Below are 18,365 nucleotides of genomic sequence, written 5' to 3'. Positions count from 1 at the left end.
ATAGAGCCGTTATTATGAAGACAGTGATATTGCTAGTCATAATAACACCCTATGACGGCGAAGGTACTTTGCGCTGCAAAGTACCTTATCGGCTGACGAGGAAATAAGTTAAGGCGATATCGTCATATAACGGTAACCAAGCTACGCGAGAGAGAGCGCTAAGCGGTTGGTTGGCAAGTTGGTATCGCGTACCAGGTAGTCGCTCACTTTGCTGGTCATATCATCCGCCTGATCATCCAGGGAGCGACTCGCTGCCGCCATTTCCTCAACCAGGGCAGCATTTTGCTGGGTCACGTCTTCCAACTGAGCCATGGCACGGTTAATTTGCTCAATCCCCGCCGACTGCTCATGGGTGGCCGAGGCCATTTCATCGACCAAGCTGGCCATTTTCTCCACACTCTGGGCGATTCGCCCAAGCGTATCGTTGGTCGAAGTGACCAGGTTTTCGCCTTCGGAAATTTTAGCCGCATTATTGTCGATCAAGTGGCGAATCTGGCTGGCCTCCTGGGCACTACGACTAGCCAATTTACGCACTTCATCGGCGACCACCGCAAAACCACGCCCATGCTCACCGGCTCTCGCCGCTTCAACCGAGGCATTTAGCGCCAACAGGTTGGTTTGGAAGGCGATGTTGTCAATAGTCGCCACAATACTCGTCACCTGCTCGTTGGCTTGCAGGATAAGCTGCATCGCCTGCTGAGCTTGCGACGCTACCAGAGTGGCTTCTTTCGCCTGGTGGGCCACATCGCCTGCCATGTGCTGAGCCTGCTGGGCGTTTTCAGCGCTCTGCCGCACCGTCGCGGTGATCTGCTCCATGCTCGAGGCAGTTTGCACCAGTGAGGCAGACTGCTCTTCAGTCCGTTGGGCAAGATCCTGATTACCCTGCGCCATCTGATTGCTGGCCACCGCCACCGACTGTGCATTGCGCTTTACATCAGCCACCAACGCTTCGGTGACTGCCGATGACGCATTGAACGCCAGGTATAGCTGTGACAACTCATCGCTACCGGGTACTGCCAGGCGCTGGGTTAAATCATTACCGCGGTTGGCGATACTTACCAACGCCTGGTTGAGCGGTTGGGTAATGGCACGCACCATCAGCGCGGCTGCGATAATCGCCATCAAACTGGCCGCCAGCGCAATGACCGCATACTGCCAAAGCGCCCGTTGCGCTGACTCCCGCAGAACCACGGTTGCCGATACGACCGCGTTGGCCACATGATTCTCTAAGGACTTGAGGCGCGCAATTTTTACCGTTTGCCACTCAAACCACTGTTCGGGGTCGACACCATAGCCGCCCGTCTGGGCTTGGCTGATCGCCAATTCCCGCCGTTCCAAGAGACGTTCAATGTCTGCACCGCTCAAGGCCTCGTCCAACTGACTACGGTTCTCTTCACCCGCCAAAACACGGAAGCTACCCAGAAAGGCCTGCTCTTCGCCTAACAGCGATAAGAAACGGCGCAGCGTAGCCTCGGGCATACCGTCAGCGGCAAAGGCATTAGCCAGCAGCGCCCGTTCAATGCCAGCTAAATCCTTGGCTTCCAGCAGTTGGTAGTAAGCACTTAGCTGGCGTGCAATATTCCCTTCGCTGGTTAGATGCGACAGCGCACCCACAAAGGCCATTAATTGGCCGTTGATGCCCGTGTAGTGGATTAGCGCATCATCCATAGTGATTTTAAGGTCATCGACTTGCTTACGCAGTTGCGTCTGGCGCTGCCACTGCGCATCAATCGCATTGAGTTGTTGCACTACAGCGGGGGTCAGCAGCGCTTTATCCAAGTTATCGCGTTGGGCTTGAAACGCTTTAGCGGCAGCGTCTGTGTTGGGCCGCTGTTCACTTAGCCGACTGCCAAACGCTTCACCTTCACTGCCCAGAAAGCCAGCGGTCATGCCCCGTTCAAGCTGCATTTGGTGCACTGCATCGCCGGCGAGCTGGGCCAGTTGGGTCAAGGCGTGTAGACGATCAAACTCCTGCACCGTGGCACGTCGTTCCATAATGCCTTGAGCGGCAAACCAGGCCAGGGCAAGCAGAGGAAGAAGCAGCACGCAGGCAAATTTAAAGCGCATCGACATGCGGTTAACGATAGTTTTCATAGCTTAGCCTCAAACAGATAGCGTCGTTGGGGAGGTAAGCGGCGTGCTGGGTTATTCTTGTCCGCATCAGTTGATGCGTTTAGCTAAGTCTGCCGCACTTTGCCATATAGTTAAATATGATTAATTTCAGTAGATAAAATAATGGCTAAGCGGCGCGAGTATAGGGCGTCTTTGGGGGCTGTTATTGACCTACGTCATACAACCTGGCGGATTTTCAGGCCTAACAAACGACTGAGGGGAATGCCCCTTAAGGCGCGGGACTGGCGGCACCCAAAAAGCGTGCCTGCCAGTAATCGATCTCTAACGGCACGCTGACTACTGCACGACCATTGCCCGGCGCATGAATCATCTGGCCATTGCCACGATAAATCCCCACATGGGTAGCTTTGCGGCGGTCGCCAAAGAAAAGCAGATCGCCGGGTCGAGGGGCATCCACCCGAGGCAAGGCGCGAAACTGCTCCTCAGCGGTACGCGGCACGCGAATACCCGCCGCCCGGTAGGTCATTTCCACCAAGCCAGAGCAGTCCAGACCATCGGGCGTATTGCCCCCAAAGCGGTACGGCGTGCCAATAGCCTGCTGGGCATGGGAGAGAATCAGCGCACGCTCCATAGAGAGTCCTGCGCGGTTAGGAGGGGCCTCAATGGGAGTAAGATCACGGCTGGCGCAGCCCACTAGCACCAGTAGTAACAGGCCGGTTAGCAGCCACCTTCCAGAAGGTGCCAACCCAATAGGTAGAGACCACAAACGAACCAGTAGCATGGGCAGCCGCTCCGATAAACCAACGTGCCTTCATGATGGCCCAAAGCCTGCCTAGCCGCCAATGGTTAACGGCCGATCCACTCGACAAAGCTGGTTTCACCCAGCACATGACGCTCATGGCGCACCCGGCTCATTGCTGCGTAGGGTAAATCCATTGCCAACACCCGCGAAAGCGGTTGCTCGATCACTTGGCGCAGCAGGCCATTGCAGACAAACAGATGTGCCACTACCAGTACATGCTTGCCAGGTGGATGACTTAACAGCTGCTGCCAGGCCTCGGCCAATCGCGCATCAAAGGCTTGCAGGGTTTCGCCACCGGGCGGAGAAACCCTGGAGGGATCGAACCAAAACGCACTCATTCGCTCAGTGCCCTCTTCGGCAAACACCTGGGCGTGGGTTTTGCCCTCCCACTGCCCCAGGTGCAGCTCGGCAAAATCGTCCTCCACCTGAACCGGCAGATCAAACTCTTCGCCCAGCCAGAGGGCAAATTCGCGGCAGCGCGTTAACGGCGAGGTCACAATCGCATCGTAAGGTAAATGCCCCTCTACGGTTTGGCGCATCACTGCATCGGTGACCTGCTGCCAGCCGGTTTCACTCAGCGGATGGTCGGTGGCGCCACGCAACATACGCCCTCCTACTGGCTCGCCATGACGCAGTAAATCAATCGTTGTGATCTCCGCTTCGGGAAAACGCATACTCGCCTCCTGGGCAGCTAGCTCAGTTAAGCTTGCTCAATTAAGCTAACTCAGTTAAATGATCGCGTGGCGCACCCGTGCAGAGACCCACTCCGACACCAGCACGGTGGCAAAAATCATGATAAAAATGACGCTAACCTGATCCCAGGCGAGGCTGTTGATCGAAGCATTCAACTGCAGACCAATACCACCGGCCCCGACCAAACCCAACACCGTTGATTCGCGGATATTGATGTCCCAGCGGTAGACGCTAATCCCGGCAAAGGCAGGCATGACTTGCGGTAACACGCCGTAGTTCATCACCTGCATACGGCTCGCGCCTGTCGCGCTAATTGCCTCTACCGGTGTGGGGTGAATCTCTTCTATCGCCTCGTACAGCAGCTTGCCTACAAAGCCGATGGAGCGCAGCGCGATGGCGATAATCCCCGCCAGTACGCCGGGGCCCAGAATAGTCACCAGCAGCATCGCCCAAATCAGCGAGTTAATGGAGCGCGATGAGACGATGACCATTAGGGCGGCGCTGCGAATCAGCGGATGCGGAGTGGTATTACGGGCGGCCAAAAATGCCACCGGGAAGGCCATGATAATGCCTAACGCGGTGCCCAGGGTGGCGATATTGATGGTGTCCCACATGGGTTTCCAGAGCACATTGGCGTAGCCCCACTTGGGTGGGGTCATGCGGCTGATCAGATCTGCACCCTGGCGACCGGCGTCCTCCACAAACACCCACATGGTGTTATCGGAAATGACCTTCCAGCAGAGCAGAAACAGGCTGACACCCGCCAGCCAGGCCAGGTACTGCAGCCATTGAGCGCGGGTGGTGCGCCGCTGCCAAATCGGCTGGCCTTGGGGGGTAGTTGAAACAGGCATATAACGTCTCCACAAATGATCAGGCCAGAAATTACTGGGTCCAGCGGCGGACATGGCTTGAGCTGTACTCGCACAGCAGCACGATGGCGATGATGATCAATAGAATCGCCGCGGAGGTGTCGTACTCATAGCGGCTCAGCGAGGTATTCAGCGTGGCGCCGATACCGCCTGCCCCGACAATGCCGATCACCGATGACTCACGGAAGTTGATATCCAGGCGGTACATGGAGAGCCCGATCAAACGCGGCATTACCTGGGGCTGCACGGCGTGATTCATGGTTTGCCACCAGCTGGCCCCCGTGGCGCGCACTGCTTCCACCTGGCGCCAATCCAAGTCTTCAATATCTTCCGCCAGCAGCTTGGCCATAAAGCCAATCGTCGCGAAGGCCAGAGTGATCATGCCCGCAAACGGCCCAAAGCCAAACATCACCACAAACAGAATGGCGATGATGATCTCTTGAAAGGTGCGGGAAACGGCGATAATCGCACGACACACAAAGTAGATGGGTAGCGGGGAAATGTTGCGCGCCGCCCCTAAGCCCACGGGTATCGCCAGTAGCACACCCAATACCGTGGAGGTCAGCGTCATGGTCAAACTCTCCAACAGCCCCGCAACGATATCGTCGTAGCGGCTGATAAAATCGGGCTGTATAAAGGCGCCTAAAAAATTGACCGCCCTCGCTGACCCTTCAGCGACCCGTGCCCAGTTCACCTCTACCGAGGCAAGCGCTAACAACACATACACCACCGCGCCGACGGCGAGCCCCCAGCGCAAACGCGGGCTTTCAATCATCGGTAGACGCCGCCACTCACCGCGCCGAGCCGCCTGTTGACGCGCCTGCTCGCTCATCGTGCCGCTCCCGCTTCAATGGCTGACATCACCCGTGCGTAAGGTGGGCTAACCGGCTCCTCGTTTGCGGCTTCATCGTCTATGGGCTCCGGCGTGGTATCCCACTCCTCTTCGCCGTAGATCGTGGTGAGCATCTCGCTATCCAGTTCGCTGGGCAGACCATCAAAGACGATTTCACCCGCGCGCAGGCCGACAATACGGTCGGCAAACTGCTGGGCCAGTGCTACGTCGTGAATATTGATAATCGCCGCCAGTTCGCGCTCGGCGCACAGCTCCCGAATCAGGCGCATGATTTGGCGGGAGGTTTTCGGGTCAAGGCTGGCGGTCGGTTCATCGACCAGCAGCAGCTTGGGGCTCTGCAGTAGCGCCCTGGCAATGCCGACCCGTTGCCGCTGGCCGCCGGACAGGGCGTCGGCGCGCTTATCGATGGCATGGGTCAGGCCTACCCGCTCTAGCAGCCGGAAGGCTTCGACCACGGCTTCCTGCGGGTAGCGACGTAAAAAGCTGCGCCAAAAACCGACATAGCCGAGCTGCCCGGAAAGCACGTTCTCCATGACGGTCAGCCGATCGACCAACGCGTACTCCTGAAAAATCATCCCCATGGAGCGGCGGGCATGACGCAATTTATGCCCCGAAAGCGTGGTGAGTTCGGTATCTTCCAGGCGAATGCTGCCTTGGGTGGGTTCAACCAATCGGTTCACACAGCGAATGAGCGTGCTTTTACCCGCGCCCGATGGCCCAATCAGCGCCATCACCTGGCCTTTGGGCAGCGTGAGTTCAATATCCGTCAGCGCTCGATCCCCGGTGGGGTAGCGCTTGCCTACGCCACTTAGTGTCAACATCGTTCCACCTCTTATGTATAGCGAAACGGCCAGAAGGTAAGCCCTCCTGGCCGAATAACTGCTGATAACCGACTGATTAATCGCAGTCGTAGGTCACGCCGTTGGCGTCGGCAATGGTGCGAATAACGGCCCAGTTTTCCTGATAGGTGATAGGAATAAACTGTGCTTCACCGGAGTTGGCGAATTCCGTTTCAAGGGCAGTGCCTTCCCAGTCGTAGCTGAAGAAGGCATCCTGGATTTTCTCGGCAAGCTCTGGGTTCAGGTTATTGGCTAACCCGTAAGCGGTGGTGGGGAAGGTTTGCGAGGTGTAGATAACCTCGTAATCACCTTCGTTAACCACACCGCGGGAAATCATCCGCTTACCCACGGAGTTAGCAATCGCCGCCGCGTCGTAGTCTTCGTTGACCACGCCGAGAATGGAGTTGTCGTGGGAGCCGGAGAAAGCCGTTTCAAAATCTTCACCCGCTTCCAGACCGTACTCTGAACGCAACAGCGCAGAGGGTGCGCGGAAGCCAGAGTTGGAGGTCTCGGAGGTAAACGCTAACTGGCGACCCTCCAGGTCTTCAACGGCCTCAATGCCGCTGCCTGGATAGGTAATGATCTCCATTTCGTAACCAAAGCTGCCATCTTCAGCGGCCATCATGGCGAAGGGGCGGAAGCCACCGCAGTTAACCGCCACCGGTACGCCGCCGGTATTAAAGCCAGCGACGTGCAAACGGCCCGCGCGCAGCGCTTCCTGCTGGGCAGCGTTGGACTGCACCGGGAAGAACTGGACTTTTTTGCCAGTGGCTTCGCTCAGGTGATCCAGAAAGTCAGACCAGACATCCGCGTAAACCGCGGGATCTTCAACCGGGGTATAGGCAAACACCAAGGTATCCGGGTCGGCCCACTGAGACTCATCGCTGGGAACATCGGCGACCATATCGCCATCGTTATCCACATAGCGCGATGAGAGATCCGCAGAGGCGTTCACCGCAGCCAAGGCGAAAGTACTGGCAACGGCGGCACTGATTAATGTGCGGGGTAGCGCATTGAAAAAAGAGGAGGTCTGCATGGGTCACCTGTCACGTTGTTAGAAGATGCCGATATCCTGACGGTTTAAAATGACAAAGAAGGGGCACTCTTATGACTAGTTGGTGACGTCTTTATGAACGCCCGGTGACAGTGCCCATCACTTTGCCCTCGGGATCCATGCAGTGACCACGACGCTCCAAGAACAGACTGTTGCCAGGGATCTTTTTGGCCTGGTGCTTCAGCTCAGACAGCTCGCTGGCGATATCCAGCGATTGACAGCTGGTCGTATCGGGGATGGGCTTCACCGCGATCGAGACGCTAACAAAGGGGAAAAACGTCAGTCTATTCTGGCGGCTTTCAATCTGAATCCCGCCCTGAAGGCGGTCGGCCTCTTCATAGAAGCCGGGGGCCATCACTTCGAATGAGTGCAGAATTTGCTGGCAGACACTCTCCCACAGGCCGAGCGGTAACAGCATCATAAAATCATCACCGCCAATATGGCCGATAAAGCCCCCGACACTCTCTACCTGTGCTTGCAGCAATCGCGATAACGAAATAATGATGTGATCGCCTCGGGCGTAGCCGTAGGCATCGTTAAAGGCTTTAAAGTTATCCAAATCAACGTAGGCCGCCGCAAACCCCTGCCCAGCAGCCAAATAGGCCGCCAGGGTTTCATTGATCAGAATATTGCCCGGCAAGCCCGTCAGCGGATTGGCGTGGCGCGCCTGGCGTACCTGGATGGCGGTAATCTCGCGCAAAAGGTCAACGATATTGCCCATCCCCAGGTAGTCACCGTTGGCGTTAACGATGACAAAATCTTCCTGCTCAATATCCCGGCTATCGGTCAGCTGCTGGCTCAAAATCTCCAGCGGCGTATCCGCTTCCGCCACCAGCATCCGGGTGTCAGCAACGTCCAGCACGCGGCGCTTGGCATACAGAGAGTGGCTGTAGGGGTTGGTAAACAGGGTTAAAAACGCGTTACGGCGTACCACTGCCACGGGCTTACCATTTTCCAGCACGGCCATACAGCGCAAACTGGGCTGTTGACGGAATCGTTCGGAGATATACGGCACCGCGCAATCCGTTGTTATGGCGTCAATAGCCCTTGAAATAGACCGCGCGGTGCGCCCTACGGGGCTTTTTAAATGCGTGGTTGCGGGCAGCAGCATATTGAGCTCTAACGGCGGCTGCTGGCTGGGTCGGGCAAAATAGAAGCCTTGCAGCAGCGCCAGTCCGCGGTCGAGTTCCCACAGGCAAAGGTGCTCAGCGGCGGTCTCCACGCCTTCGGCGATCACCTGGCAGTCCAGGCTGCGGGCTACATCGAGAATCGAGCGCAGGAATTCTCGCTTGGCCGGCTCCTGGTCGATGCCGGAAATAAAGTGGCGGTCGAGCTTCACGAAATCGGGGCGTAGCTCCGACCAGTGGCGCAGGCTTGAGTGCCCGGCGCCAAGATCATCCAACGCCACCTGGAAGCCCATGGTGCGGTAGTGATCCACCGCCTGGCGCATTAGCTCGTAGTCATGGATGGGCACGTGTTCGGTGAGCTCAATCACCACCCGCTCTGGGGGCAAACCGCTGTCACGAATAAAGCCCAGCGTTAAGCCTTCGCGGAAATCACGCTCGACGATGGTCAGCGGCATTACGTTAAGAAACAGCAGGCCAGGCAGATCGAGTTCTGCAAAACGCTGTATTGCCAGGCGCCGACAAAGCAAATCTAACTCGACTAACTTGCCTGCCTGGGTAGCCACCTCAAACAAGCGTAACGGGGAGTACAGCGGCGACGTTTTAGGCCCTCGGATCAGCGCTTCATAACCATAAATCGCCCGTTGGCTGGCATCCACAATGGGCTGAAAGAGCACGTGCAGCTCTTCTGCCGCAATAATCTGGTTAAGCCACTGCCCTTCTTGTGCGGTCATTTGCCTGCTGCCCTCTTCTGCCACCCTGACAACCAGCGGTGGTGCCAATGATGTGTCACCTTCCCTGGAGGTTGTTGATAAGCTGCAAGCGTGCGTCATTTTCATGACGCTATCATGACAATCATCAAGGGCATCAAGCAGTTGGCGCTAACCGGAGGTCAAGAGAGAGGCTTCTCGGGGGCTGGAAACACCACTTCGCTGCCGTCGGCGTCAAGCTGGCGGATATCGACAGGGCGGCCTTTCTCGTCAAGGGTCACCAAGCCAATACCGCTGGCGTTCCACAACCGCTCACCGGCGCTGGCACGGTCAGGGTCGCGGGGGTGAACACTTAGCTTACGGCGTTTGGTAAATGCATTGAGAGGTGACCATGGGGCATAGAGCCAGCGGTTGAGGCGGTCAAAGGTATTGAGCAGATTTTCGGGGAAAGTATTTTTGATCCCGCTGGAGGTAATTTGCCACAGGTGGGGCGCGCGGCGCTGATGGCGAACCACAATGTCGTAGACAAAGGAGTAGTGCACATCCCCGGACAAAATCACATAGTTGCCGGGGGTTTTGGAGTGGCGCCAAATCTGCAGCAGCGTATTAGCGGCTCCGCGGTGGGCCATCCAGTTTTCAGCGTCCACCACCAGCGGCTTCCCCACGGCGGTAAACAGTTTTTGGATGGTCTCTATCAACTTGACGCCAAACATCGGCGCGGGAGAGACAATCACCGCGCTCTTGGCGCCCATTAACGCCTGCTGCATCTCCATTAGCGCCTCCCAGTCCATCAAGCCCGAAGGCCGGTGCGGGCTGCGTTCGCTGCGCCAGCGGCGGGTGCGGGTATCGAGCACAATCAGCGCGGGGGTGCCCGGCACCTGAAATTCCCAGCCCTGAAAGCGCAGCAGCCGCTCAATCAGCCCATCCTGCTCAGCACAGACTAGCGGTTGGTCGCCATCGCCTAGCAGGGTCGAGGCGTGGTGGACTAACGGATTCATCTTATCCGGGTCGTTACCCCAGCCTTGGCATAGCAGATACGCCACCAGGGCGTTACCGATAATGCGTTTAGAGAACGGATGGCCGTAGGCGGCGCGCTCCCAATCGGCGGTTAGGTTCCAGTCGTCGGTAACATCGTGGTCGTCAAAAATCATCAGGCTGGGCAGATGCGCCATCAGTCGCGCGCACTGGGGCAAACCATCAACAAAGGTATCGATCACCGCCTGTTCCTGGCGATACAGCTCGGCGTCTTTTTCATCCAAGGCAGGCGGCGTTGGCGCAATCATTTGCCAGGGCGTCGGCGACCACACCAGGCAGTACATGGCGAGCATTTCAGCCAGCGTCATTAAATGATTTTGCGCGTTCGCCGAGGTAAACACCGGCTTTTTGACACCGCCAAAAAAGCGCTCGCGTAGCGCCACGTTGCTGGTCACATCGGGCAGCAGCTGCGCACGCCGGTAATAGCTATCAGGCGACTGATAAAGCGCCTGACTATCATCGACTGTAGCGCCTTCCAGCCACTCGTCCACCAGCCCTAGCCGTTCGATCAGCGCATGCACGGCGCGCAGCATTGGCCCGGCCACGTCATCGGCGTAGACCTGATCACCGGTCATCAACAGCCAGGCGGGCCATTCGGTGGGCGTAGACTGCTGTTCGGCAAGCCAGCTATCGGCGCGCACCAGCCCATCGGCACTATCGTGATGGGGCTTGCGACAGGAGCCGTGCATCAGACGGTAATGGCGCGAGGCAATCACAAAAGCGGGATAGGCGGCACCGTCATAGCACAGCCACGGCGCCCACCCGGGCAGTGAGCGCCATTCGCCCAGCGGGGACTCCACCTGCAGGTCGTATTCGATGCGTTCGTCACAGGGCAGCGCTGACTCAAGCTCGCAATCGATCAGGTAAATAAATGCGCGTTCACCGATAGCGATGCATTGCTGGTGATGCGCCAAACCAATCGTCTGGCTATCGATGCTCCCAGGTCGCAGCACCAAGGCCATGTTCAGCGGCCGGGTGCCGACCAGCCAGAACACCAGCCGAGTAGTACTGATGCGCCTTAACAGGGGGCCGGCGACTATATCGGGCAGTGTATCTGTGCGATTCATTCGGTGCGGTCTCCATGCTTTTCGCGAGACGATTGCGCGAGACGATTATGTGCGACGATGACGCGCAACGACGGGCAGCTCGATCACCACTTGTAACCCGCCAGTGCTGGCGCGCCCAAGCTGCATACGGCCGCTATACAGGGCGACAAGATCGGTCACAATTGCCAGCCCCAGGCCGCTGCCCGAGCGTTGTTCGTCCAACCGTTTACCGCGTTGTACCGCCTGCTGGCACTCCGTTTCAGACATGCCGGGGCCATCGTCGCTAACGGTCAAGGTTAACCGCTGTTCATCGATCGCTACCTGTAGCTGCACATCGCTGTGTGCCCAGCGCAGCGCGTTATCCATCAAGTTGCCCACCAGCTCCTGGATATCCTGATCATCCATATGCACCTTAACGTCAGGTGGCCAGGTTTGGCCCAGCGCAATGCCACGGCGCTGGGCAAGTCTGGCTAGTCCATTGAGCAACGGCGCCAGGGTGGCATGCAAATCAATCGGCGCAAAGCGTACGCCCTCGCCCGCTGCCGATGCTCTCGCCAAGTGGTGGCGTACCGCGCTCTCCACACGGGCCAACTCAACTTCCCAGGTGGCACGGTTCGCTTCCGGCAGTTGGCGTAGCTGAAGGCGCATCACACTCAGCGGGGTTTTCAGCGCATGGGCAAGGTTGCCAGCGGTATGACGACCACGCTCGATCAGGCGCTGGTCGCGAGCCAGCACCGCGTTCATTGAGGCAGCCAACGTCGCCAGCTCGTCGGGCAAGCGGGTATCCAGCTGTTCGGCGTGCCCCTGTTCTACATCGTGCAGATTGGCATGCATACGCCGAAGCGGCGCCAGCCCCCAGCGCACTTGCAGCGCCAATACACCGAGCAACAGCACGCCCAGGCCGACTAAACCGCCCCACAACAGACGCTGAAATTCGCCAATATCACGGGCTAGCACATCGTCCCGAGCCGCCACGCTAATATGCAGCGGCGCCTCTAACGGCGCCAGGTAGATATCCCGCTCCACCACGCGCAGCGACTGGCCCCGGGGGCCAGGTATCGAGCGGGCGCTAAGGGTGTCATTGTCGATGACCGGTAGGCGCTGATCCCAGAGCGAACGCGAAGCCAGGGTATTTTCCTCGCCATCGGTGATTTGCCAGTACCAGCCAGAGTAGACATTCTCAAAACGCGGGTCGCCCAGCGCCCGGTCATGGACTAGCTGCTGTTCAATGTTGTCGTAGGTGACGCCCGCGATGATGACGTTTAGGGTGGCCCCCAAGCGTTCGTCAAAGGCCTGCGTGGCCGAAGCACGGTAGTGATGAGATAGCAGCGTGCCCGCGATGGGCAGCGCCAACCCGACCATCACCAATACGGCCAGCAGTAGCCGCACGCTGATAGAACGTTTTGCCCAGCGATCTTTCCATGCGGTGGTGTCTTGACTCATTCGCTAGCGGGCTCTTCTGCTAATAGCCGATAGCCCTGGCCACGCAGGGTGGCAATGCGCCAGCTGCCCAATTTGCGGCGCAGGCGGCTGACCTGAACATCGATCACGTTGGAGTCAGGCTCATGATCGCGGTCGTAAACGTGCTCTGAAAGCTCGGTACGGCTGACGACCCGCGGCGCCGCGTGCATCAAATAGCCCAGCAGGCGGGTCTCCTGGGCGGTCAATCCCACCGGACGCCCGGCAAGCGAAACGTGTTGGGTGTGGGTATCCAAACTCAGCTCGCCCACTTTCAGCACCGGGTGGGCATGGCCATGGCTGCGGCGCACCAGGGCGCGCAGGCGAAAGAGTACTTCCGCGGATTCGAACGGCTTGGTGACGTAGTCATCGGCTCCGGCGGTAAAGCCTGCAGCTTTATCGGCCCAGCGCTCACGGGCGGTAAGGATCAGCACTGGCAGGTCGATACCATCTTCCCGCCATGCTGAAAGCCAGCGGGTACCATCACCATCGGGTAGCCCGACATCCAGAATCAGCGTGTCGTAGGCTTCCGTGCGCACTAGAAAATCGGCTTCCTGACCTGTCGCCGCATGCTCCACCAGCCAGTCGCCGTCGCGCAGCGCTTGGCTAAGCTCACGAGCCAGCGCCTGGTCATCTTCTACCAACAAACACTTCATTGGCTAACTACCCTTCTTTTTATATGGCAAATGATGGCAACGGGCTACCGGCGCATATCGTTGATACGTACACCTTCTATCGACATCAATTGGCCGTTATGGCCATCAAACTCGAATTCGACGACTTGCCCTTGCGGGCCAAGCAGCTTGATTTCGTACTCGACATATCCTCCTTCGCGCTCCACCTCAACCTCCAGCACTTCGCCTATATAGTGGGCTTCCAGCCAATCCAGAATAGAGTCAAGAGGCACGACCTCGCCACGGCGCACCTCGCCGTGCAGCGACTCCCAATGCTGGTCACCCACAGCGCTGCCCACCAGCAGTAGCACTAGGGCTAGACCAGTGACGTTACGACGAGTGCCTCGTTGGAGGCTGCGCAGCGGTTTAATAAGGTGACAGTGGAGTTTACGCATGGTGCAAGCATGCCAAAGGCAACATGAACGTTAGATGAACAGCTTTGTCAGCTTAAGGAAAGTATTGCAGTGGTATAAATTCCCTGTCGCATTCGCTGAATGCCGTTTATGCACTGTTGTATAAACATTGTCGTATAGACACTCACGTTTAAATACGTAAAGAAGGAATTTGCTATGAATACCATGAAAAAAATGCTGCTGATCCCGACCTCTGCTCTACTGCTTGCCGCGGCTGCCGGTAGTGCCCAGGCCGATTCGCTGCCGATGGATCGCATCGATGACGTATTGACCCACGCCAATGATTACGGTTTCAGCCACTACGAAGAAGTTAGCATTAAAAGCCGTGGCCGTGTGGAAGTAGAAGGCTGGCTGGATGATGAATGGTACGCCGATGTGGAAATCTCCCTCGACAACGGTGAAACGCTAAAAGAGAAACGTGAGCGCCTGATTAGCGGTGCCTGGGGCATGAGCGAAGATGATATCCGTCAAGCGTTAGACGTTGCCAGCCAAGAAGGCATGGTCGAGTTTGAAGACCTCGACATCGATAGAAGCGGCATCATTGATATCGAAGGCCGCGATGAAAATGGCCGCGAACTAGAAATCAGCGTTCGTCAGGGCTCTGCCGAAGTTACCCAAATTGACCGCGACTAATAACGTCAGCTAAAACTGTTAGCTAATCGCTTTGCGGGCTCCCTACGGGGAGCCCGCTGCGTTTATGGTAGGCTGTTCAATCATGTAGCTAACTTTATAGTGCCGACCTTATCAGGGTGCTGAGGAGAAATCCGTGCTGAACGATAGCCTTCATGGCGTGCTGGAGAATGAAGCACTCGGCAACGCGATGTCAGTACTAAACATGGAGTCAGCACTAAACACAGTGTCAGCACTGAGAGACTTAGCCTGGTTGGTCGCCACGCCTGACCTGGTTGAACTGCCGCCCCCCATCCCTTGCGCTGGGCGCCCGACACTTAAAGAGCTAGGCTTGGAGAATGCTCTACTGCCCTGGCTGCGCCAGTTAGGTCGGCAGCCATTGGCCGCTTTAAACGGCAGCCGCGCTACGCGCATGGGCCATTACCACGAACGCCTGTGGCACACGCTGTTAGACCACGCACCCAATACGCGATTGCTCGCCCAAAACGTACGCATCACCCGAAAGCGCAATACCTTAGGCGAGCTGGATATGCTCTATCGCACCCGCGATAACCCGGCACCGGTGCATTTGGAAGTGGCGATCAAGTTCTACCTGGGACTACCTGAAGGGCCTGGCGCGCCCACCAGCCAAAGCCGCTGGATTGGCCCCGGCGGGCTGGATAGCCTGGCGCTTAAGTGCACTCACTTACAGCGCCATCAACTGCCACTCTCCAGCACACTACCCGCGCTGGAAACGCTCACCTATTGGTTAACACCCAGAGATATTGGAGTTTCTGGCCGGGAATTAGGCGAACAGCTTACCCAGCGACTGGCAATGCCCGGCGTGCTGTATTACCCCTGGCACGCGGAGATGCCAGCCCCGGAAGGGGCAACGGCAGATCACCGCCGAGGCACCTGGTGCTATTTGCGCCATTGGCCTGAGCTGGCAGCCAGCCTTCCCGCCATGCCGGAGATGGTATGGCTGGAAAAACCCCACTGGCTGTCACCGCCGCTGCGCAGCGCTTTTCGGCCAGCGGCGGAGGTGCTGCCCGCGATTATCGAAAAGGTTCACGCCTGGCGCTCACCTCAGCAGCTTATGCTCTGTTACTCGGAGGTGGGATCAGAGAAACAACGCTATGAACGACTATTTTTGGTGCCCGACGACTGGCCACGGCAAGTGCCACTACCACCCCGCATTAGGGGTTAAATAACCACCTTCGCGGCTAAATCACCACCAAGTTATCGCGATGGATCAGCTCGTGGGCTTCCACATAGCCGAGGATCGCTTCAATCTGATGGCTGGGCTGGCCCGCCAACAGCCGCGCTTCATCCACGCCGTAGTTCACCAGGCCTTTAGCCACTGATGCGCCCTGTTCATCCACGCACACCACCATATCGCCGCGCTTAAAGTTGCCCTGCACATCGCGCACACCGACCGCCAGCAGGCTTGAGCCTTTATCGCGCAGCACTTTGACCGCCCCGGCATCCAGCACCAGCGTACCGCGCACCTGCAGTTGACCCGCCAGCCAGCGCTTGCGCGCTGCCATGGGCACTTGGTCAGGCCGCAGCAGCGTGCCCAACGCCTCGCCGGCCATTATCCGATTAATAGCGTCAGGCTGGCGGCCACTGGCGATGACCGTGACCGCCCCAGAGCGCGCCGCTAACTGCGCAGCGCGTACCTTGGTGCTCATACCACCGCGTCCCAGCGCACCGCCACTACCTGCGACGGCGGCTAAACGCGGGTCATCGGCGCGCCCTTCGGCAATCATCTGGGCATTGGGGTTATGGCGCGGGTCGGCATCAAACAGACCTTCCTGGTCGGTCAGTAGCAGCAGCGCATCCGCTTCCAGCAGGTTGGCGACCAGCGCCCCAAGCGTGTCGTTATCGCCAAAGCGAATCTCATCGGTGACCACGGTGTCGTTTTCATTGATCACCGGCACCACGCGCATTTCTACCAGGGTGCGTAGCGCCGAGCGAGCATTCAGGTAACGCTTGCGGTTGGAAAGGTCGTCGTGGGTGAGCAGGATTTGCGCGGTGAGCATGTCGTGGCGAGCAAAGTGGTTTTCATAGCACTGGGTCAAGACGTTTTGACCCACCGCAGCAGCAGCTTGCAGCTCGTGCACGGCACTGGGGCGCACTTGCCAGCCGAGGCGCACCATGCCCGCCGCCACGGCGCCGGAAGAGACCAGCACCACCTCAATGCCTTGCTGGTGCAAAGCGGCGATCTGATCCACCCAGCCGCCAATAGCGGCTTCATCCAGACCACGGCCATCGTTAGTGAGTAGCGCACTGCCGATCTTCACCACGACTCGCCGTGCACGGCTGAGCGCGCTGCGCCCTAGAATTTGCTCGTTACTTTCCATGCGACCCCACCTCAATCAGGCACTTACAAAAGGGGCCGCGCGAACGCAGCCCCCTTTTAGCTTATAACTTTAAGCTTACTACCGAATGCACCCATTCAATACCACTAAGGCGCGTACTCGACTTCAACATCGTAATCATCGTCGTCGAAATCTTCGTCATCTTCATCGTCGCGCTTACGTCGACGACCCAAACGATCTTCGGTACGCGCCACCGACTCCTCTTCCATCCGGCGGCGCATCTCTTCTTCACGCGCCAGCGCCTCTTCGTCTTCGTTCTCAAGGCGGCGCTGCTCGGTCAACCAGCGGTAGGCCGCTTGCACCAGCTTATCGGTGCCGTCGCTGCTGATCGCCGAAATGCGGAATACCGGGCCTTCCCAGTTGAGTGCCTGGATAATCTGCTGCGCGCGCTCTTCACGCTCATCTTCCGGCAGCAGGTCAAACTTGTTCAGCACCAGCCAGCGCGGACGCTCGGAAAGCGCTGGCGAGAACTGCCCCAACTCGTGAACAATGGCCTTGGCCGCTTCCACCGGGTCAGACTCATCAAACGGCGCGACGTCGACCACGTGAAACAACAGACGCGTGCGGGTCAGGTGCTTCAAAAAGCGCAGCCCTAAACCAGCACCTTCAGAGGCGCCTTCGATCAAGCCCGGTACGTCGGCCATCACGAAGTGTTCGTGCATCCCCAGTTTTACCACGCCCAAGTTGGGTACTAGGGTCGTGAACGGGTAGTTGGCGACCTTGGGCTTGGCAGCCGACACCGAGCGAATCAGCGTCGATTTACCCGCGTTGGGCATGCCCAGCAGGCCCACATCGGCCATTACCTTCATTTCCAGGCGCAGATTGCGACGGTCGCCATCGGTACCTGGCGTGGTGCGACGCGGCGCGCGGTTGGTCGACGACTTGAAGTGGATATTACCCAACCCACGCCGACCACCTTCGCCTACCAGTACCACCTGACCGATTTCGGTGACATCGGCGATGACTTCCAGGGTGTCTTCATCAATCACCGTGGTGCCCACCGGCACTTTAACGTGCAGGTCTTCACCGGCCTTGCCGCTCATTTGACGGCCCATGCCGCCCTGCCCATTTTGGGCTTTATAGAAACGCTGAAACTTAAAATCGATCAAGGTATTCAGCGCATCGTCACCAATCAGGTAAACGCTGCCACCATGACCGCCATCACCCCCATCGGGGCCGCCCCTGGGCACATATTTTTCGCGGCGAAAGCTCAGACAGCCATTGCCGCCTTTGCCCGCCTCAACAATAATCGAGGCTTCATCGACGAACTGCATTGGATTCTCCCGGCCGCTTCCGCCGCCCTAATATGCACTACTTTTTTTCTTCACCCTTCATTCCCAACAGCCCGCTGATATAGAACTGTGGAAAAATGGATTGGAAAAGAGATTTAACCGACAAAAAAGCCCCGCCATAGCGGGGCCTTTTTTTCTCGCAACCGCGAGCATAGCAATAGCCGTTTAGGCAGAAACGATGCTTACGAACTTGCGGTTTTTCGGGCCTTTGGTCTCAAACTTCACAAAACCGTCGCTCAGTGCGAACAGTGTGTGGTCACGACCAAGGCCAACGCCTGTGCCCGCGTGGAAACGCGTGCCGCGCTGACGTACGATGATGTTACCCGCAGTCGCCGCTTGGCCACCGAAGAGTTTCACACCTAAGCGTTTGGACTCGGAATCGCGACCGTTACGCGTGGAGCCAGCTGCCTTTTTATGTGCCATTGCAAAATCCTCCTAAG

General features: G+C 57.8%; 17 protein-coding genes. 2 read left to right on the top strand and 15 right to left on the bottom strand.

Annotated features, from left to right (window positions below; genetic code table 11):
* Positions 1 to 141 precede the first annotated feature (141 nt).
* The 12 genes from QT231_RS14030 to QT231_RS13975 all read right to left on the bottom strand — a co-directional run bounded on the left by QT231_RS14030 (position 142) and on the right by QT231_RS13975 (position 13,625).
* Positions 142 to 2,094, bottom strand: coding sequence for a nitrate- and nitrite sensing domain-containing protein (locus tag QT231_RS14030; RefSeq protein WP_308337478.1), 1,953 nt, complete (start codon positions 2,092 to 2,094; stop codon positions 142 to 144).
* A 247-nt stretch (positions 2,095 to 2,341) separates the two neighbouring features.
* Entirely contained in the window at positions 2,342 to 2,854 is a 513-nt protein-coding gene (locus QT231_RS14025) for a C40 family peptidase (RefSeq protein WP_308337477.1), read from the bottom strand.
* A gap of 65 nt (positions 2,855 to 2,919) precedes the next feature.
* Positions 2,920 to 3,549 (bottom strand): histidine phosphatase family protein, encoded by a 630-nt coding sequence (locus QT231_RS14020; RefSeq protein ID WP_308337476.1) that lies wholly within the window; start codon positions 3,547 to 3,549, stop codon positions 2,920 to 2,922.
* A 54-nt stretch (positions 3,550 to 3,603) separates the two neighbouring features.
* A complete protein-coding gene (phnE, locus tag QT231_RS14015; RefSeq protein WP_308337475.1) occupies positions 3,604 to 4,419 on the bottom strand; it encodes a phosphonate ABC transporter, permease protein PhnE in 816 nt (271 codons plus the stop codon).
* A gap of 31 nt (positions 4,420 to 4,450) precedes the next feature.
* Positions 4,451 to 5,269 carry a phosphonate ABC transporter, permease protein PhnE gene (gene phnE, locus QT231_RS14010; protein WP_308337474.1) on the bottom strand — a complete coding sequence of 273 codons (819 nt, stop codon included), beginning with the start codon at positions 5,267 to 5,269 and terminating at the stop codon, positions 4,451 to 4,453.
* The gene (phnC, locus tag QT231_RS14005) at positions 5,266 to 6,111 is read right to left on the bottom strand and encodes a phosphonate ABC transporter ATP-binding protein (RefSeq protein ID WP_308337473.1); all 846 of its coding nucleotides are present in this window, start codon (positions 6,109 to 6,111) and stop codon (positions 5,266 to 5,268) included. Before phnC ends, phnE (QT231_RS14010) begins: the two co-directional genes overlap by 4 nt.
* A 76-nt stretch (positions 6,112 to 6,187) precedes the next feature.
* Entirely contained in the window at positions 6,188 to 7,165 is a 978-nt protein-coding gene (phnD, locus tag QT231_RS14000; RefSeq protein ID WP_308337472.1) for a phosphate/phosphite/phosphonate ABC transporter substrate-binding protein, read from the bottom strand.
* A gap of 91 nt (positions 7,166 to 7,256) precedes the next feature.
* The gene (locus QT231_RS13995) at positions 7,257 to 9,041 is read right to left on the bottom strand and encodes a bifunctional diguanylate cyclase/phosphodiesterase (RefSeq protein ID WP_308337471.1); all 1,785 of its coding nucleotides are present in this window, start codon (positions 9,039 to 9,041) and stop codon (positions 7,257 to 7,259) included.
* A gap of 158 nt (positions 9,042 to 9,199) precedes the next feature.
* On the bottom strand, positions 9,200 to 11,119 hold the full coding sequence (locus QT231_RS13990) for an alkaline phosphatase D family protein (RefSeq protein ID WP_308337470.1): 1,920 nt from the start codon (positions 11,117 to 11,119) through the stop codon (positions 9,200 to 9,202).
* Between the two features lie 45 nt (positions 11,120 to 11,164).
* A complete protein-coding gene (locus QT231_RS13985; RefSeq protein ID WP_308337469.1) occupies positions 11,165 to 12,541 on the bottom strand; it encodes a sensor histidine kinase in 1,377 nt (458 codons plus the stop codon).
* The gene (locus QT231_RS13980; RefSeq protein WP_308321948.1) at positions 12,538 to 13,212 is read right to left on the bottom strand and encodes a response regulator transcription factor; all 675 of its coding nucleotides are present in this window, start codon (positions 13,210 to 13,212) and stop codon (positions 12,538 to 12,540) included. Before QT231_RS13980 ends, QT231_RS13985 begins: the two co-directional genes overlap by 4 nt.
* Before the next feature lie 44 nt (positions 13,213 to 13,256).
* Positions 13,257 to 13,625 carry a PepSY domain-containing protein gene (locus QT231_RS13975; RefSeq protein WP_308337468.1) on the bottom strand — a complete coding sequence of 123 codons (369 nt, stop codon included), beginning with the start codon at positions 13,623 to 13,625 and terminating at the stop codon, positions 13,257 to 13,259.
* Positions 13,626 to 13,799: 174 nt separating this feature from the next.
* Here QT231_RS13975 and QT231_RS13970 point away from each other — a divergent pair, with 174 nt between their 5' ends.
* Both QT231_RS13970 and QT231_RS13965 read left to right on the top strand, forming a co-directional pair.
* Complete coding sequence (locus QT231_RS13970) at positions 13,800 to 14,276, top strand: PepSY domain-containing protein (protein ID WP_308337467.1); 477 nt, start codon at positions 13,800 to 13,802, stop codon at positions 14,274 to 14,276.
* A 187-nt stretch (positions 14,277 to 14,463) separates the two neighbouring features.
* A complete protein-coding gene (locus QT231_RS13965) occupies positions 14,464 to 15,459 on the top strand; it encodes a DUF1853 family protein (protein WP_374694396.1) in 996 nt (331 codons plus the stop codon).
* A 16-nt stretch (positions 15,460 to 15,475) separates the two neighbouring features.
* On the opposite strand, the gene proB is transcribed toward QT231_RS13965, so the two are convergent.
* The 3 genes from proB to rpmA form a co-directional block, all read right to left on the bottom strand.
* Entirely contained in the window at positions 15,476 to 16,615 is a 1,140-nt protein-coding gene (gene proB / locus QT231_RS13960) for a glutamate 5-kinase (protein WP_308337465.1), read from the bottom strand.
* A gap of 104 nt (positions 16,616 to 16,719) precedes the next feature.
* Positions 16,720 to 17,907, bottom strand: coding sequence for an Obg family GTPase CgtA (gene cgtA / locus QT231_RS13955; RefSeq protein WP_007111885.1), 1,188 nt, complete (start codon positions 17,905 to 17,907; stop codon positions 16,720 to 16,722).
* A 183-nt stretch (positions 17,908 to 18,090) separates the two neighbouring features.
* Positions 18,091 to 18,348, bottom strand: a complete 258-nt coding sequence (gene rpmA / locus QT231_RS13950) for a 50S ribosomal protein L27 (protein ID WP_008957069.1) — start codon at positions 18,346 to 18,348, stop codon at positions 18,091 to 18,093.
* Positions 18,349 to 18,365 lie beyond the last annotated feature (17 nt).

Source organism: Halomonas sp. SpR1 (assembly GCF_031010175.1).
GTDB lineage: Bacteria > Pseudomonadota > Gammaproteobacteria > Pseudomonadales > Halomonadaceae > Vreelandella.
This window is presented reverse-complemented; position numbering and strand designations above follow the sequence as displayed.

Coding starts and splice junctions, on each gene's coding strand:
- QT231_RS14020 (WP_308337476.1), bottom strand. CDS start 3,549: ATGCGTTTTCCCGAAGCGGAGATCACAACGATTGATTTACTGCGTCAT.
- phnE (WP_308337474.1), bottom strand. CDS start 5,269: ATGAGCGAGCAGGCGCGTCAACAGGCGGCTCGGCGCGGTGAGTGGCGG.
- QT231_RS13975 (WP_308337468.1), bottom strand. CDS start 13,625: ATGCGTAAACTCCACTGTCACCTTATTAAACCGCTGCGCAGCCTCCAA.
- phnE (WP_308337475.1), bottom strand. CDS start 4,419: ATGCCTGTTTCAACTACCCCCCAAGGCCAGCCGATTTGGCAGCGGCGC.
- QT231_RS14025 (WP_308337477.1), bottom strand. CDS start 2,854: ATGCTACTGGTTCGTTTGTGGTCTCTACCTATTGGGTTGGCACCTTCT.
- cgtA (WP_007111885.1), bottom strand. CDS start 17,907: ATGCAGTTCGTCGATGAAGCCTCGATTATTGTTGAGGCGGGCAAAGGC.
- proB (WP_308337465.1), bottom strand. CDS start 16,615: ATGGAAAGTAACGAGCAAATTCTAGGGCGCAGCGCGCTCAGCCGTGCA.
- QT231_RS13990 (WP_308337470.1), bottom strand. CDS start 11,119: ATGAATCGCACAGATACACTGCCCGATATAGTCGCCGGCCCCCTGTTA.
- phnD (WP_308337472.1), bottom strand. CDS start 7,165: ATGCAGACCTCCTCTTTTTTCAATGCGCTACCCCGCACATTAATCAGT.
- QT231_RS13995 (WP_308337471.1), bottom strand. CDS start 9,041: ATGACCGCACAAGAAGGGCAGTGGCTTAACCAGATTATTGCGGCAGAA.
- QT231_RS14030 (WP_308337478.1), bottom strand. CDS start 2,094: ATGAAAACTATCGTTAACCGCATGTCGATGCGCTTTAAATTTGCCTGC.
- phnC (WP_308337473.1), bottom strand. CDS start 6,111: ATGTTGACACTAAGTGGCGTAGGCAAGCGCTACCCCACCGGGGATCGA.
- QT231_RS13965 (WP_374694396.1), top strand. CDS start 14,464: ATGTCAGTACTAAACATGGAGTCAGCACTAAACACAGTGTCAGCACTG.
- QT231_RS13985 (WP_308337469.1), bottom strand. CDS start 12,541: ATGAGTCAAGACACCACCGCATGGAAAGATCGCTGGGCAAAACGTTCT.
- rpmA (WP_008957069.1), bottom strand. CDS start 18,348: ATGGCACATAAAAAGGCAGCTGGCTCCACGCGTAACGGTCGCGATTCC.
- QT231_RS13970 (WP_308337467.1), top strand. CDS start 13,800: ATGAATACCATGAAAAAAATGCTGCTGATCCCGACCTCTGCTCTACTG.
- QT231_RS13980 (WP_308321948.1), bottom strand. CDS start 13,212: ATGAAGTGTTTGTTGGTAGAAGATGACCAGGCGCTGGCTCGTGAGCTT.